The following is a 15,963-nucleotide window of genomic DNA, read 5'->3' as shown; positions in this document are numbered from 1 at the left end:
GTTTACTGCAATCGTGATCGAGCGCATTTCAGTGAATGTTTGTAAGATAGTTTTTGATGATGTCATCAAACGATCCATCACTGCAAATTCCCAAGTTTGAGGCGACCGTTGACACAAATACGGTGGGCCAGCCATCGATAATTTGTTGCAGATTATTGTCGACTTCGTATCGAATTGTGCCAAGAGTACGTTTGCCGGCCAGTCGAATCGTCGCTACCTCCATTTCAGCCACACTGACCGTCAGTGAAGGAAGATTCATGACTCGCGATTGAGGCAATTGGCTTTCTGGCACATTCTGCAACTGAATCAATGCCCTGGCGACCGCTTGTGCCGAAGCAACAGGTATCCGGGTATCTGCGGTAATACCACAGACAACGTCCCGTCCGGAAAGTGGTTCGCGCACGATGGCCGCAATACGATCCGAGATGGTCGGCGAGCTAGCACCCGGTCTGATCAGGACGATTGGCAAACGTAGCGACCGTGCGTCGATAAACCCTTTTCTGGACGCGTCTGCCAATTTCAGCTCTACGATGGCCTTGTGTGTGCCGTAGGTCGTTTGCGGCATTGCTCGTACTTCATCGGTTACGACGTCTGGGATGTCGCCGCCAAATACGGCGATGGAGCTTGCAAAAATAAAACGAGTTGAGCGAGACGCCTTTGCTATCATTCGGCCGATTGCCTCGACATTCACGAGGTACGCCTGTTCTTCGTGATCTTCCGCGTCGAGTGTCAGCGAGGCAGCGAGATGAAAGATGCACTGCACGTCACCTTCATCCATCAATTCGTCGATAAAGGCTGAATCTGCCAGATCTCCGGTCTTGGTGATGATTGTTATGCCAGCGCACGATTTTAGTCCCAGACCGCTATCTACGGGGACCCTATCAACAAGCACCAATTCGGTAATCGCTTGAGGCTGGTTGTTTTGGTTAGCCAATTGGCCGGCATCCAGCAAGGCCGAGGCCAGCGCATGACCAATGAACCCGGCTGCGCCTGTAATTACGACACGCATGCTATCTCCTGTGCTCTAAGCAGGTGCCAGGCGCGCCTATTGCATGCCGTTGACCCTTGACGCTGACGTAACCGGTTTGAACAGGAATACGTCAATTTGCAAACATACTACTCGGTAGGTTTATTAAAGGCAAGTATTAATTTTTAATTTTCCGGTGCCTTTTTCTTTTTCAGCAGACAAATTCCGAATACGTAACCGTCTGAAATATTCGGGATGAAACTGCCGGAACTTCCCCATGAACTGTTTGACTAATTACTATGATTCGCGCATCCCTGTCCTTGACACATGTTCGGATCCGTCCGTTTCTGCTTCTCCTCTTTCCCCTCCCCTTTGAAACGGATGTTAAGGGTGCTTCTTGATGAGGCACCTTTTTTTTGCCCGCGCCAAAAATATCGGTCTGCACAAAAACATATCCGGGTATAGTTAATTTCCGTCGCACCTGAATATGTTCTCGCATGGAAATCCAATACGTCGTATTTGCACTGGCCGGGCTGCTGACGATCGCCTGTTTTATGCCCTCGCTGGCAAGCCGGCTGGGTTTGCCGCACACCGTCATGCTCGCGATTCTGGGCGGTGCGTTGGGACTGCTCGTTCAGGCCAATGGCATTCACCTGCCCTTTATCGGCGATTTCCTGCATGCCCTGCACGGGTTCTCCATTTCCTCCCAGACTTTTCTGATTGTCTTCCTTCCCATCCTGCTGTTTGAAACATCCATGGCGATGAATGTGCGTCGCATTATGGTCGACATCAGCCCGATACTGACCATGGCCATTGTGGCCGTTCTGGTCTGCACCGTCAGCGTCGGCATGATCATGGCCGAGTTCTCAGGCTATAGCCTGGCGGTGTGCCTGCTGCTTGGCGCCATTGTGGCCACCACCGACCCGGTGGCCGTGGTCGGCATATTCCGCGAAGTGGGCGCGCCCAAGCGCTTGACCACGCTGGTTGAAGGCGAATCCCTACTCAATGACGCTGCGGCCATTGCCCTGTACACCGTTTTCATATCGGTGATTACCCGTGACGCGACGCTCAGTATTGAAACTATCGCCAGTCACTTCCTCTACAGCTTCCTGATCGGCGGCTTCATCGGCTTCATATTCGGCCACATTACCTGCCGGCTTTTTCATTACATGCGCGGCTGGCCCACTGCCGAGATCAGCCTGACCATCTGCACGGCCTATTTGACCTTTTTCATTTCCGAACATTATTTCCATGTTTCCGGCGTCGTGGCTACCGTGGTGGCCGGACTGGTCGTGGGTTCGGCCGGCCGCACACGAATGTCGCCTTCCACCTTCGAGCAACTTGGACACGCATGGGAACAGTTCGGGTTCTGGGCCAATTCGCTGATTTTCATTCTGGCAGCCATGCTTATCCCGCGCCTGGTCGTTGACCTGGATTTCAAGCAGGTGCTGTTGCTCATCCTTTTGTTCATCACCACGCTTGCGGCACGTGCTGCTGTTGTCTTCGGCGTGATTCCCCTGTTGACGATGTTCAAAATGTCCACCTATGTGAGTCGCCCATTTCGCGCGGTCATGTGCTGGGGCGGTTTAAGAGGCGCCATCTCGCTGGCGCTGGCCCTGGCGGTGACGGAGCAAACGGCAATTGCCGCCGACGTACGCCATTTTGTCGCAGCGGCAACCACCTGCTACGTGCTGGCAACATTGCTGATCAACGGCCTTACCCTGCGGCTGCTTATTTCCAAACTGGGACTGGATCAGCTCAGCCCGGTGGAACAGGGGCTGCGCAACCAGGCATTGGTCATTGCCCTGGATGACGTCAAGGAACAGACCGACGAACTGGCCGGCCTGCTGAAAGTGGAGGCCAGCGCCAAACAACAGGTGGATGCCGTATTCGCCAAGGGGATGGCCGATATCCAAAAGGACGAAACCGATTACCTGAGCAAGGGCGATCGGCTCTCGGTCGCGCTGGCCATTATTTCCAACCGGGAAGAAGAGCTGTTTTTTGACTCTTTGAAGAAACAGCTGATTCCCTGGCAGGCGGCACAGACGCTGTTGTCCAACGCCGAGAACCTGGGCGATGCTGCCCGCGCCGGTGGGGCGCGGGCGTACACTCGCGCCCTGCGCCATGACATCCGTTATACCAGTGCGTTCAAGATTGCCCTGCGCATGCAGACCAACTTCAATTTCAGCCCCTGGCTGGCTCACGAACTGTCCCAGCGCATTATCAAACTGATCAGCAAGCACTCGGTGGTCAGCCAGCTGGTACGCTTTTGTCGCGACGACCTGACGCCCTTGCTGGGGCAGGAAATTGCCGGCAAGGCAGAACGTATCCTGGTCGCCAGGCTACACACTATCGATACCGCCTTGAGCGCCCTGAACCTGACCTATCCAGTTTATGCGCACTGGACCCAGGAAGATTATCTGGCGCGGATCGCCCGCTCGCTGGAAGTCACGCGCTACAACGAAATGCTTGAACAGTCGCTGATTACCAAGGAAGTCTATAACAACCTGATTGCCCAGGTTAATTTGCGTTGGGAGCCGCTGTTTCGCCATCCCAGCCTGGACGTGTCGCTCAGCGCCAAGGAACTGGTCAAGCGCGTGCCGCTATTTGAAGAAATGGACGATACCGCCCTGACGCAGTTGAGCAGGCTGCTGCGGCCCCGCCTGATGCTGCCCAATCAAACGGTCCCGCAAATTGACCGATACGGCCATAAATTGATGTTTTTTGTCGCCTCCGGGGCAGTCCTGATCACGCTGCCGGACTCCTCCCGCGTGGAACTGGGCTCAGGTGAAATGCTGGGTGAACTGAGCATGCTCACCGACAAGACTCTGACGCAAAGCGTGCGCTCCATGGGCTACTCCAAGCTGCTGTTCCTGCAGGCACGGGATTTTCATGCCTTGATGAAAAAATTTCCCGATATCAAGGAGAAAATTGACCAGGTGGTCAAACAACGGCTGCGGGCGCTGGAAGTTTGGGAGCAATATGCTACCAAATCGGCAAATGCAACCGACCGCATGGACGAATCGGAAACGGCGGCAGCACCAGGTGGCATCTCGACTCGCTCGGAAGAAGAACTGCAGGACTCGGCCGAGGAAAGCGGGGCTGTACAACCCGACACCAGTGGGTCTGGGCAACCCGACAGTGATAACCGCGTTATTAAACAAAACTGATCCGGCACCGGTCAGGCAATCCGGGGGCGCCAGGGCTGTCTGCCGGCACGACCCCAACGGTAGTCAAGGGAAGACAACACCGGGGCCGGCGCGGTTATAATGCTACCGCTGATGTAATACCGCAGCCGCTTCTGAAATGCTACAGCAGCTTCTGAATATCCGCTGCAATCGCTTCGGGGGCGGTATTGGGTTTGATCAGCAGCCTGGACTCCCCTTCTGTGTCCAGCACATACAAGCCGGAACTGTGCTCCATGGTGTAGCTTTGACCGCTATCGACCTTTTTGTAGTACGCCTTGAAAGACGATGCCACCTTGGCAATTTGTTCATCCGATCCGGTCAGACCCACAAATGAAGGATCAAAAGCGCTCACGTACTGCTTCATGACGGCTGGCGTATCGCGTTGCGGGTCGACGCTGATCATGATGACCTGCACCTGCTCGCGCTGTTCGGGCTCGAGTTTTTCCCTTACCTGTGCCAGTTCTGCCATGGTAGTAGGGCACACGTCAGGACATTGCGTAAAGCCAAAGAAGATCACCATGACCTTGCCGCGATAGGCCTGCTGTAACTGAATGGCGGTGCCATTCTGGTCGACCAGTTCAATATCCTTGCCGAACCCGGTTCCCGTGATGTCACTGCCGGTAAAGCTGCCAGCAGAAGCCGTTGCATTCGCTGAAACCGCATTGCCGGCACTATCGGATGCATTGTTATCACACGCAGCCAGCGCAGTAGCCATAGCCATTGCAAGGACAGTTCGGGTTGCAAATCGCAGGGACAGAAACGACTTCATGATTTACTCCAGGAGACAACAAAAAACCCGTTCATTACAGGCAGGGGCCAAGCGCGAGAAGCCGCTCGCGATGCCTGGCTGACAGCGAGCACAATCATCGTCGCCACGCCGCCGGGCACTGATCGGCTGCCAACTAACCAGCCACGACGCCCGACATCAAAATCCAATGATCGATCAGCAGCGCCATAAACAGCAGGGATAGATAAAGGATCGAATAGCGGAACGTCTTGCGGGCCAGTTCGTCACTGTATGCCTTGTAGAGCCTGTATGCATAACCGATGAAAATGGCGCCCAGTATCAGCGCGCTGGACAGATACATGTAGCCGCTCATGCGAATCACAAATGGCAATATGGTGATGACCAGCAGCATGAAGGTGTACAGCAGGATATGCAGGCGCGTAAAGTCTTTGCCATGCGTGACCGGCAGCATGGGCAGGCCCGCATTGCGATAATCGTGCTCGCGATACAGCGCCAGCGCCCAGAAATGCGGCGGGGTCCAGACAAAAATGATCAGCACCAGCAGCCACGCTTCTGCGGGCACGGCATTGGCCACCGCCGCCCAGCCCAACGCCGGCGGCATGGCGCCGGACAGGCCGCCGATCACGATATTCTGCGATGTACGCGGCTTGAGGATGATGGTATAGATCAGCGCATAACCGATAAAGGTGGCAAAGGTAAGCCACATTGTCAGCGGGTTCACCAGGTGATACAGAACCAGCATGCCGGCTCCGCCGACCACGCCCGATAGCGTGATCACCTGCAAGGGGGTAATCGTCCCCTTGGCCGTCGGCCTGCGAGCCGTACGCAACATGCGCGCATCAATCTCGAACTCGATCAGGCAATTGATGGCAAACGCAGCGGCAGCAAGCAGCCAGATTCCAATTGTCGCAGCAATCAGGATCTGCACCGGAGGCAGGCCTGGCGAGGCCAGGAACATACCGATGACCGCGCAAAACACGGCCAACTGGGTTACGCGCGGCTTGGTCAGGACAAGGTACTGTCGCAACAGCCCGGCATCAGGATGAATAGCAGTTGTCATAGTGGCAGAAACGACCCTTTACCGCCGCGGGACATACGCACCATCAGGGTCACGCAGGCTATGGTAAGCCCGGCAGCACCCCCTGTGTGCAGTACCGCGATAAGCAACGGCCATTGGAAGAAAATGGTTGTCAGGCCGGTCAGTACCTGAACAATAAGCAGCCCGATCAGCAAATGGGCTGGCCCTTTCAGACCGGCTTCCCGACGCGCCACAAAGGCCAGCGCAAACAGGAAAACAAAAACAAAAAAAGCAAAATTGCGATGCGTCCAGTGTATCGCGGTCAGCGCTTCCTGAGAAATAATTTCACCTGTCGGCAACTCGCCCAGCGCCCGTACCAGGGAAAAACCACCCTGATAGTCCATCTCGGGCACCCAGGCCCCATGACAGGTGGGAAAATCCATACAGGCAAGCGCCGCGTAATTGGTGCTGACCCAGCCCCCCAGAAACAACTGCACAACCAGCACAATGAACCCCAAAGCCATCCACGGCCGCCAGGCGCGCGCGCGCGCAGCAATGCCTACATGGGGTTTTTCGCGAGCGGCCAGCCAGGTCATCATGGCCAGCAGCAGCATGCCCAGCACCAGGTGCGTGGTCACGACTAGCGGCATCAGCTTGTGCGTCACGGTCCAGGCTCCGAAGGCGCCCTGCAGACAAACAGCGACCAGGGTGGCGGTGGCCAGCACCGGCGATCTGCCAAGCTCACGGCGATAGCGCCATGCCATGTACACAATCGCAATAATCATCATCCCCAGCAACGTCCCCCAGTAGCGGTGAATCATTTCGATCCAGGCCTTTGACATGGATACCGGGCCAAAAGGCTGCTGCTGCAGCGCATTTGCAATATGTTCAGAAGCGCCCAAAGGGCTTGCCTTGCCGTAACAGCCTGGCCAGTCGGGGCACCCCAGCCCTGAATCGGTCAGGCGCACAAATGCGCCGAACATAATCAGATCCAGCGTAAAAAACCAGGTCAGAAACACCAGCCTGCGATAGCGGCTGCGAATGCGTTCAGTTGCCGTGTTCATATACATCAGCCGATGGTCGAGGCATGCAGCAATTTGGCCAGATCACCGCGAAAACGCACGGGGTCAGACTCATTGCCCGGGTAATGCATAATCAGGTTGCCATTGGGATCAACAATCCACAGGTAAGAATCCATTTTCTTTTCGACCGCAACCGCATCCCCTGTACGATCGGCTTCGTCCAGCAGAAAATCGCTGAGCGCCTTGGGATCGGCCCGCAACATGATCGTGCCTTTGTAGGCTTCCAGCACTTTTTCTGGAATAGGCTGATCATCAGTCACAAACCAGACCCGCTGAATGCGGTTGACATTCTTGCCCTGGCTGGCGTGCCCGTTACGGGTAAAATGCAGTTTCTTTGCGCACGAATCCGGGCAGGCGCCACCATCGGACGTGACCAGCACCCATTTTCCTTTGAGGGTATTCAGATCGAAAGGCTTGCCGTCCAGCGTAGTCAGGCTGAGCGTATCAGACGAAGGCATGGGCCGTTGTGGCTGAACAAAATTGCCGTAATTGGTTGAGCCATCTGGTCTCAGCGAAGGCACGTAGTACAGCAGCGCAGCTGCAATCATGGGCACGATACAGCTCAGAATAATCAGGTACAGGGGCATGTTGGAGCGCTTTGCGCCCGACTGCGTGGGAGTCCCGGATGACGATGGACGGTTGGTATTCATGACGACGACATTTCCTTTGTACTTTTCAGACGCAGCCGGATCAGGCTGATCAACAAGGCCAGGGCGGCAATGGCGGCAAAACAGAACCATTGCAATGCATAGCCGATATTCTTATCCGCATCAATAGAAGGATGCGGCCAATCTCGCACCAGCCCCTGCTCGGAGGAACCGGTTTGCAGCACCACCAGTGGCAGCATATGCAAGCCACTGGCCTTGCCAAATTCGGCCAAATCCAAATTCTGCACCTGAGGCAGCGGTCCGCTGCTTTGGGGAATCTGTTCAGGCAACTGCGCCACGGCCTTGCCCAAACTCCATAGTTCGAACAGGCGCGGCACCCGCAGAGCGATCTCGCCGCTTACCGTCTGCCTGCCTTCAGGCAAGGCAAATTCAGGCATGGCGGACGGCGTCAGCACTTGAGGGAACCAGCCGCGCAATACCAATACCGCATCACGCGAATCATTGTCCAGCAACAGGGGGGTGGCAAGCCAATAGCCCGGGCGACCGTTCTGGTTGCGATTGACCAATACACTGAAGGCGCCTAGCCAATGGCCGGCGACTGTTGCAGGACGCCATGCCACAATATCGGAAGACGGAATATGCTTGTCAATGGTCAGTGGCGGCAGAGCCTGCCCGCTTTCAATCTGCTGCGCAGTCGCGCGGCGCTCGTCGGCGCGATGCAACTGCCATCGACCCAGAGAAACGAAAATCACAGTCAGCAATGCCAGCAGAATCAGCATCGTTACTGTTTTCCAGTTTATTAATTTCCGTTTCATTACTACAATATTCTATTCCAGTCAGGAGTTAACCCATGCGTATCTTTATCGGACTCGCCTTTCTTGCGATCATAGGCAGTCTGGCATCGGCCTTTTTCTACCTTATGCGCGACAAAGGCACAACCAATCGCACAGTCAACGCACTTACCCTGCGTATTGCACTGTCCATTGCGCTGTTTCTGTTCGTCCTGTTTGCCCATTACATGGGATGGATCGACAGCACGGGCATTGACCAGCCTACTCGTTAAAACCGCGTTCCGGAACACGGCCCGGTTACACGCTCAGGGGCTGGTCAGCGCGTTTTTACCCGCGTCAAACCAGCCTGAGCCAGCTTCAATGCAAGCCTGTTGTGGGCACCGCTATGCTATCAACACCACGTTAAACATCATACCGCCAATGACTGCGCTTTGCTGTAACAGCACCCGGTTGCGCTGAAACAGCAAAGGGTCGGTTTTCCGACCCTTTGCCTTTTATCGAACCGCTGGGTAAATCAGAACCAGTAAACGAACAGGTACAGACCCAGCCAGACCACGTCCACAAAGTGCCAGTACCAGGCAGCACCCTCAAAACCGAAGTGATGATCGGCAGTGAAGTGACCACGGATCAGGCGGATCAGAATGACAGTGAGCATGGTTGCACCGAGCAGCACGTGAAAGCCGTGAAAGCCGGTGAGCATATAGAACAGCGAACCGTAAATACCGGAATCAAAACGCAGATTCAGTTCGGAATAGGCGTGAATGTATTCTTCGGCCTGGAAAAACACGAAGGTGAAACCCAGAACAATGGTGACGAACAGCCACAAAATAGCGCTTTTGCGGTGATCGGCACGTAATGCATGGTGAGACAGGGTCAGTGTCAGGCCTGAAGACAACAGCAACAGCGTGTTGATCGTCGGCAGCCAGAAGGGACCTACTGTTTCAAAATGGGCGACGATGCCTGCAGGACCCAGATTGGGCCACTGGCCGGTAAAGCCGGGCCACAGCAGCAACTGATGATCCATGTCGCTCAACCAGGGCGTGGTCACTTCACGCGCATACCAGAGCGAGCCGAAGAACGCGGCAAAAAACATCACTTCAGAGAAGATGAACCAGCCCATACCCCAGCGGTAAGACAAGTCAATGCGCTTGCTGTTCATGCCCGCCTCTGACTCACGGATGGCATCGCCAAACCATTGATAGAGTACGAAAAACAGGGCAAGCAGCCCAAACAGTACGAGATACTGCCCGTAAGGCACTTTGTTAATCCAGGTCACCGCGCCGATCAAAATGATCAGCATTATGGCACTTGTCTTAACTGGATGGGCCGAATCGGCCGGCACGTAATAATACGGTGCTTCTTTTACCTGAACCGAGTGGCTCGCACTCATAATGTTCTCCCTCATGGAACGCTTTGACCAACTAGGTGAGGCTGGTTATCGCCCAGCGCGCCACCATCACCAATAAAATAATAAACAGGACTGTCGCTATGATGCCACCCAGGATCAGATGTACCGGATTCAACCGGGAAATGTCATCCTGATAGCCCGAGCCGCGGCGCACGCCGAACAGCCCCCACAGCACTGCTTTCATGGTCTGAAAGAAGCTGAGCTTTCTTTTGGACAAATCCCGTAAATCTTCACTCATTGCTACATCCTTCCCAAGTGTCAGCGGTGTTACGCCGCTGACAGTACATGACCGAAAATCGCCCACAGGAAGATTGCAACTACCAATCCGGCCAGGATCAAACCAACAATCCTGTTCCTACGTTTTTGCTCTGGTGTCATAACGCGATGTTACTTGACAACAGGCGGCGTTTCAAAGGTATGGAACGGCAGCGGAGATGGCAGTGTCCACTCCAGCCCTTCTGCACCTTCCCATACCTGGGCAGTCGCAGTCTCGCCAGCGCCACGATATGTTTTCAAAATGATGTACAAAAACAGCAATTGCGAGAATCCGAACCAGAAGGCACCGATAGTGGCGATCTGGTGGAAGTCCGTAAACTGCGGTGCGTAATCGACATAACGACGCGGCATGCCGGCCAGTCCCAGGAAGTGCATCGGGAAGAACGTCAAGTTGAAAGACAGCATGGTAGACCAGAAGTGGATTTTGCCCAGTTTCTCGTTATACATACGGCCTGTCCATTTTGGCAGCCAGTAATAGGTACCGGCAAAAAGGGCAAACAGCGATCCGGCTACCAGCACGTAGTGAAAGTGAGCCACAACATAATAGGTATCGTGTACGGCGATATCAATGGGCGCAACGGCCAGAATCAGACCGGTAAAGCCACCAAGGGTGAACACGAAAATAAAACCAACGGAGAACAGCATGGGCGTTTCGAAGGTAAGCGAACCGCGCCACATGGTGGCGACCCAGTTGAACACTTTCACGCCCGTAGGAATGGAAATGAGCATGGTTGCATACATGAAGTACAACTGCCCGGTGACCGGCATACCCGTTGCAAACATATGGTGGGCCCAGACGATGAACGACAGCACGGCAATCGCGGCAGTCGCATACACCATGGACGCATAACCAAACAGGCGCTTGCGTGAGAAGGTAGGAATGATGGCCGACACAATACCGAAGGCCGGCAGAATCATAATATACACTTCAGGGTGGCCGAAGAACCAGAATATGTGCTGATACAGAACCGGATCACCACCGGCAGCGGCGTTGAAAAAGCCTGTGCCAAAGTGACGGTCGGTCAGCAACATGGTGACGGCAGCAGCCAGAACCGGCATCACAGCGATTAGCAGGAATGCAGTGATCAACCATGTCCAGCAGAACAGCGGCATTTTCATCAATGTCATGCCAGGCGCGCGCATATTCAGGATGGTCACGATAATATTGATCGCACCCATAATGGACGAGGCACCCAGGATGTGCACGGCGAAAATGGCCATGTCCATGCCAGGACCCATTTGCAGCGACAACGGTGCGTAAAGTGTCCAGCCGGCAGCAGTGGCGCCGCCAGGAACAAAGAACGAGCCGGTCAGCAAAATGGCGCCGACAGGCAGCAGCCAGAAGCTAAAGTTATTCATCCGCGCAAAAGCCATATCGGACGCGCCGATCTGCAACGGAATCATATAGTTGGCAAATCCAACCAGCGCAGGCATGATCGCACCGAAAATCATAATCAGGCCGTGCATGGTGGTGAACTGGTTGAACAGATCAGGCTGGAAGAACTGTATCCCCGGTTCAAACAGCTCGGTACGAATCAGCAACGCCAGCGCGCCGCCCTCAAGCAGCATGATGAACGAGAATAACAGGTACATCGTACCGATATCCTTGTGATTGGTGGCGAACAGCCAGCGGCGCCAGCCCGTTGGGGCTGCGTGGTGATGGTCATCGTGTCCGTGATGATCAGGAGCGTGACCCACTACTGTACTACTCATTTTTGACTCCTTGCCTGCTGCGTGCCTGGCTTGCAGATATCACAGGCGCAATATTGCGAATATAAAGTTCCGAATGTCATTTTCATTGTGCTGCTACTTTCTGCTGCTCTGCAATCCACTTGTCATAATCCTCTGGAGAAACGACGCGGACTACGATTGGCATGAATGCATGGTTCTGGCCACACAGCTCGGCACACTGGCCGCGATACGTACCCACCTTGTCGGTGCGAAACCAGGCATCACGCAGGAAGCCGGGGATGGCATCCTGTTTCACACCCAGCTCTGGTACAAAAAATGAATGAATGACGTCGTCGGCAGTGATCACGACGCGGACTTTCTTACCTGCGGGAACAACCAACTCGTTATCCACTTCCATCAAGTAAGTATTGGATTTCTCGGCTTTGCCTTCGATCTGGTCGTAAGGCGTGGTCATATTGGAGACGAAATTGATACCCTTGGCCTTGCCATCCAGGTACTCATAACCCCATTTCCACTGATAGCCAGTTGCCTTGACGGTGATGTCAGCGCTGCTGGTATCTTTCATTGCCACCACGGTTTTCGTTGCAGGCAGGGCCATCGCAATCACGATAATGAACGGGACCACTGTCCAGGCCACTTCCACGCCCATGTGCTCATGGAATACGGAAGCCTTGAAACCCTTGGATTTGCGGTGCGCCCAGATTGAGTAGAACATGACGCCGAAGACGGCAATAAAAATGACAGTACAGATTATCAGCATCATGATGTGCAGACTGTACATGCTCTCGGCTATTTCGGTGACACCCTTATGCAGATTGACTTGCAATACCTTAGGACCACCTGGCATATCCTGGACCTGAGCCCACGCCGTACAGGCTGGCAGGAGCGCTCCAAGACCAAGTAAACCTTGCAACTTCTTCATGTTGACCTCATTTTTGTGCGCTTTTCCGTTTTTCGTATGAAACTGATCGGATCGCGCCTGATTATCGTAGCTGACGGCAACCGCATAAAAGCGTACCAATCATAACCCTTTGCGGTACAGGATTATACCCAAGACGCCTTAACCTGTGTCAAAGATAGTTCATTTAACCATATAAAACCTGCAGCGAACCTGCCTGCGAACTTTTTGCGAATACAATCGTTGCATGTTTGACACGACATCGATGCAACCTTGAACCGAATCCCCGCCCTTTACGCCGCCCTGTTGCAATCCATACAGGAAGTGCCGCCTGAATACTCGCTGCCGCTGACCATTGCCGGCAAACTGGCCGGCTTTATTACGCCGCAGGCGCTCAAGGCTATTGGTCATCTGCCGCAAGTGCGCACCACCGAGACCGCAGTACACTTTGCCGATCCTGGCACGCCCCGCTTCGAACTGGAGCCGCTACTGGCTGATATCGCCATTATTTTGCGCGACGCGGGCCTGCTCAAAACCTGGCGGGATGAGCTGCTCACAGTATATGCCGAAGGGGACGATCTTGCAAAAATGGAGCGCGCTGCCATGCGCCCATTGGGCCTGCTGACCCACGCCGTTCATTTGAACGCCTGGACCCCGGACCTGCAACTGTATATAGCAAAGCGCGCCATGACCAAAGCGAGCGATCCGGGCATGTGGGATACGCTGGCCGGCGGCCTGGCCAACGGTTCGGAAGACCTGGAACACGCGCTGTTGCGCGAAACCTTCGAAGAGGCCGGGCTGCAGGAAAACATCCTGACCTGCCGCACGCCACTGCGCACGCTATTGCGCATGCACCGTCGCCTGCCTGAAGGCTACCAGGTCGAGGACATTCTGGTCAGCGACTGCATCCTCCCGCCCCACGCCACACCCCGGAACATGGACGGCGAGGTATCGGAGATTCGCATCGTCAGCCAGCAGCAGGCCGTGCAAATGATTGCCGACAGACAGATCACGCTGGAAGCTGCACTTGTTATACTGGAAGGCATGCTGAGCCGTACATCCGAAACATTGCTCGCGCGGTTTCGCGCGCAGCCGCAAAATCAGGGAGAACCTCATGACAAGCAGCAACCCGTTTGATCGGCCCGGCCTGGGGCCTGACAGCGCCAGCAATCCCATCATGCAAAGCCTGGACATGATGAGCAAGGCCTGGCAGCAGTTTGCACAAGTCCAGCAGGCAAGCAATCCGGCCTTTGCCATGCCCCCTGCCCTGAACCCGGAAGATCTGGACAAGCGCATCCAGGAACTCAAAAGCATAGAAAGCTGGCTGACCATGAACCTGTCCATGCTCTCGGGCACCATTCAAGGACTGGAAATCCAACGTGCCAGCATGCACACCCTGAAAACATTTGTTGACACCCTGCAGACGCAGAACCAGGATCGCTCGCTGGACGACCTGTTCGGCTTGAAAAAATCGGCGCAGCCCGATGCCGCAACGTCCTCCCGCACAACCACCGCTGATCGCAAAGAAAACACTGCAGCTAACGGCAACACCGATTTTGCCAAAGACTCGGTCAACCAGGCATCGCAGGCCTGGTGGGACATGCTGCAGGGGCAGTTTGCTCAATTGGCCCAGGTAGCGACCCAGGCCACCCAGGCAATGCACAAAGAGCCCTCCCCCGTCAAGACGCCGCCCGGTCCCGAACCCGATGAACCGGTAGAGCCGCAGGAGCCGGTCAAGCCGGCGAGCCGAAAACGCGCGGCAGCCAGCCGGCCTGCAGCAAAACGCAGCACTGCAGGACGCCGCAGTTCCTGATACTTACAATAACGAATAACGGGGAAGGCATGATCACTTCCCCATTTTCTATCGTTCCCCTTAACCAGTTTCAAACTTTACGACACCTCTATCTATGTTAAATATTGTCATTCTCGCAGCAGGTATGGGTAAACGCATGCAGTCGGATCTGCCCAAAGTGTTGCATACACTGGCAGGCAAGCCCATGCTGGCCCTGGTCATTGATAGCGCCCGACAATTGTCCCCTGATCGCATTATCGTCGTGGTCGGACATGGCGCCGACGCAGTCAAGAAAGCCTTTGCCGATCAGACCGACATCGAATATGCCCTGCAACTACCCCAGTACGGCACTGGCCACGCAGTCCAGCAAGCCCTGCCGCTGCTGGTTGGTGGCGAACAGGACGCCGATACCACCATCGTACTGTATGGCGACGTGCCCCTGGTGCAACCGGCCACATTAAAGCGCCTGCTGCAAGCGCGCGCCGATGGCATGGCCGTGCTGACCGAAACGCTGCAGGACCCGACCGGGTACGGACGCATCGTGCGCAACGAGAGTGGCCAGGTGCAGCGGATTGTCGAGCATAAGGACGCAACCGAGCAGGAGCATAAAATCCGTGAGGTCAACACCGGCATTCTGGCGGCCCCCACCGCCAAGCTGAAAGACTGGCTGGGTCGCATCAACAACAATAATGCGCAGGGCGAATATTATCTGACTGATACCATTGCGCTGTCGGTCCAGGACAATGTTCCCGTGAGTGCCGCCCAGCCCGATGCCAACTGGGAAACGCTGGGTGTCAACAGCCGCGTGCAGCAGGCACAATTGGAGCGAGCCTGGCAGGCTGAGCAGGCGCAACGCCTGCTGATCCAAGGAGTAACATTGGCCGACCCGGCCCGCTTTGATCTGCGCGGCACGCTCGAATGCGGACGCGATGTGTTTATTGATGTTGGCTGCGTCTTTGAAGGCAAAGTCACCCTGGCCGACGGTGTGCGCGTGGGACCGCACTGCGTTCTGCGCAATGTGACGCTGGGCGCCGGCACGCAGGTAGAGGCATTTAGCCATCTGGAACAGGCCAATGCTGCCGAGAACGTCAAGATTGGTCCTTATGCACGACTGCGCCCGGGCACAGAGCTGGCAGCAGAGTCTCACGTAGGCAATTTTGTCGAACTCAAAAAGACCACACTTGGCAAGGGCAGCAAAGCCAACCACCTGAGTTACCTGGGCGATGCCGATATCGGCGCCCAGGTCAATATTGGCGCGGGTACCATTACCTGCAATTATGACGGCGTAAACAAATTCAAAACCATTATTGAAGATGGCGCGTTCATTGGCTCGGATACGCAACTGGTCGCACCGGTCACCGTCGGCAAAGGAGCAACACTGGGCGCCGGCACCACGCTGACCAAGGACGCGCCTGCCGACAAACTCACGCTATCGCGCACTCGCCAGACAACCGTGGAGAACTGGACACGCCCGGCAAAGAAACAAGATTGATGG

15 protein-coding genes and 1 pseudogene are annotated in these 15,963 nt (G+C 55.2%); 5 read left to right on the top strand and 11 right to left on the bottom strand.

Translation table 11 applies throughout. From position 1 onward, the window contains the following. Nucleotides 1-28 precede the first annotated feature (28 nt). Complete coding sequence (locus tag INT32_RS17365) at nt 29-1,009, bottom strand: NAD-dependent epimerase/dehydratase family protein (RefSeq protein ID WP_193089969.1); 981 nt, start codon at nt 1,007-1,009, stop codon at nt 29-31. A 455-nt stretch (nt 1,010-1,464) separates the two neighbouring features. Between INT32_RS17365 and INT32_RS17360 the strand changes: the two genes are divergently transcribed. Beyond that, nucleotides 1,465-4,137, top strand: coding sequence for a cation:proton antiporter (locus INT32_RS17360; protein ID WP_193089968.1), 2,673 nt, complete (start codon nt 1,465-1,467; stop codon nt 4,135-4,137). Nucleotides 4,138-4,276: 139 nt separating this feature from the next. Here the strand turns inward: INT32_RS17360 and INT32_RS17355 are convergent, their stop codons facing one another. From INT32_RS17355 to INT32_RS17335, 5 genes are all read right to left on the bottom strand, one after another. Beyond that, a complete protein-coding gene (locus INT32_RS17355; RefSeq protein WP_193089967.1) occupies nt 4,277-4,924 on the bottom strand; it encodes an SCO family protein in 648 nt (215 codons plus the stop codon). Nucleotides 4,925-5,057: 133 nt separating this feature from the next. Then, entirely contained in the window at nt 5,058-5,963 is a 906-nt protein-coding gene (gene cyoE, locus INT32_RS17350) for a heme o synthase (protein WP_193089966.1), read from the bottom strand. Then, complete coding sequence (locus tag INT32_RS17345) at nt 5,960-6,991, bottom strand: heme A synthase (RefSeq protein WP_193089965.1); 1,032 nt, start codon at nt 6,989-6,991, stop codon at nt 5,960-5,962. The genes cyoE and INT32_RS17345 overlap by 4 nt, the downstream gene beginning before the upstream one ends. Then, on the bottom strand, nt 6,991-7,653 hold the full coding sequence (locus tag INT32_RS17340) for a hypothetical protein (RefSeq protein WP_193089964.1): 663 nt from the start codon (nt 7,651-7,653) through the stop codon (nt 6,991-6,993). Before INT32_RS17340 ends, INT32_RS17345 begins: the two co-directional genes overlap by 1 nt. Continuing rightward, nucleotides 7,650-8,426 (bottom strand): SURF1 family protein, encoded by a 777-nt coding sequence (locus INT32_RS17335; RefSeq protein ID WP_304519111.1) that lies wholly within the window; start codon nt 8,424-8,426, stop codon nt 7,650-7,652. The genes INT32_RS17340 and INT32_RS17335 overlap by 4 nt, the downstream gene beginning before the upstream one ends. Before the next feature lie 35 nt (nt 8,427-8,461). Between INT32_RS17335 and INT32_RS17330 the strand changes: the two genes are divergently transcribed. Beyond that, the gene (locus tag INT32_RS17330) at nt 8,462-8,674 is read left to right on the top strand and encodes a twin transmembrane helix small protein (protein WP_128393863.1); all 213 of its coding nucleotides are present in this window, start codon (nt 8,462-8,464) and stop codon (nt 8,672-8,674) included. A 242-nt stretch (nt 8,675-8,916) separates the two neighbouring features. Here INT32_RS17330 and INT32_RS17325 read toward each other — a convergent pair whose 3' ends face one another. From INT32_RS17325 to coxB, 5 genes and pseudogenes are all read right to left on the bottom strand, one after another. Continuing rightward, nucleotides 8,917-9,792 carry a cytochrome c oxidase subunit 3 gene (locus INT32_RS17325; RefSeq protein WP_193089963.1) on the bottom strand — a complete coding sequence of 292 codons (876 nt, stop codon included), beginning with the start codon at nt 9,790-9,792 and terminating at the stop codon, nt 8,917-8,919. 31 nt (nt 9,793-9,823) lie between these two features. Continuing rightward, nucleotides 9,824-10,048 (bottom strand): DUF2970 domain-containing protein, encoded by a 225-nt coding sequence (locus INT32_RS17320; RefSeq protein WP_193089962.1) that lies wholly within the window; start codon nt 10,046-10,048, stop codon nt 9,824-9,826. Nucleotides 10,049-10,077: 29 nt separating this feature from the next. Beyond that, nucleotides 10,078-10,188: a cytochrome oxidase small assembly protein gene (locus tag INT32_RS22205; protein ID WP_226817222.1), complete on the bottom strand. Its 111-nt coding sequence runs from the start codon at nt 10,186-10,188 to the stop codon at nt 10,078-10,080. 9 nt (nt 10,189-10,197) lie between these two features. Then, nucleotides 10,198-11,799 carry a cytochrome c oxidase subunit I gene (gene ctaD, locus INT32_RS17315; protein ID WP_128393861.1) on the bottom strand — a complete coding sequence of 534 codons (1,602 nt, stop codon included), beginning with the start codon at nt 11,797-11,799 and terminating at the stop codon, nt 10,198-10,200. Nucleotides 11,800-11,887: 88 nt separating this feature from the next. Next, nucleotides 11,888-12,700: pseudogene (gene coxB / locus INT32_RS17310) on the bottom strand (cytochrome c oxidase subunit II); the annotation flags it as partial. 249 nt (nt 12,701-12,949) lie between these two features. On the opposite strand from coxB, the gene INT32_RS17305 reads away from it, so the two are divergent. The 3 genes from INT32_RS17305 to glmU all read left to right on the top strand — a co-directional run bounded on the left by INT32_RS17305 (nt 12,950) and on the right by glmU (nt 15,960). After that, nucleotides 12,950-13,813 (top strand): NUDIX hydrolase family protein, encoded by an 864-nt coding sequence (locus INT32_RS17305; protein ID WP_193089960.1) that lies wholly within the window; start codon nt 12,950-12,952, stop codon nt 13,811-13,813. Continuing rightward, nucleotides 13,791-14,489, top strand: a complete 699-nt coding sequence (locus INT32_RS17300; RefSeq protein WP_193089959.1) for a PhaM family polyhydroxyalkanoate granule multifunctional regulatory protein — start codon at nt 13,791-13,793, stop codon at nt 14,487-14,489. The genes INT32_RS17305 and INT32_RS17300 overlap by 23 nt, the downstream gene beginning before the upstream one ends. Nucleotides 14,490-14,583: 94 nt before the next feature. Continuing rightward, entirely contained in the window at nt 14,584-15,960 is a 1,377-nt protein-coding gene (glmU, locus tag INT32_RS17295) for a bifunctional UDP-N-acetylglucosamine diphosphorylase/glucosamine-1-phosphate N-acetyltransferase GlmU (protein WP_193089958.1), read from the top strand. Nucleotides 15,961-15,963 lie beyond the last annotated feature (3 nt).

Origin of the sequence: Advenella sp. FME57, from assembly GCF_014897675.1 — a bacterium.
GTDB lineage: Bacteria > Pseudomonadota > Gammaproteobacteria > Burkholderiales > Burkholderiaceae_B > Advenella.
The sequence above is the reverse complement of the archived record's forward strand: the minus strand, read 5'-3'. Positions and strand labels throughout refer to the sequence as shown.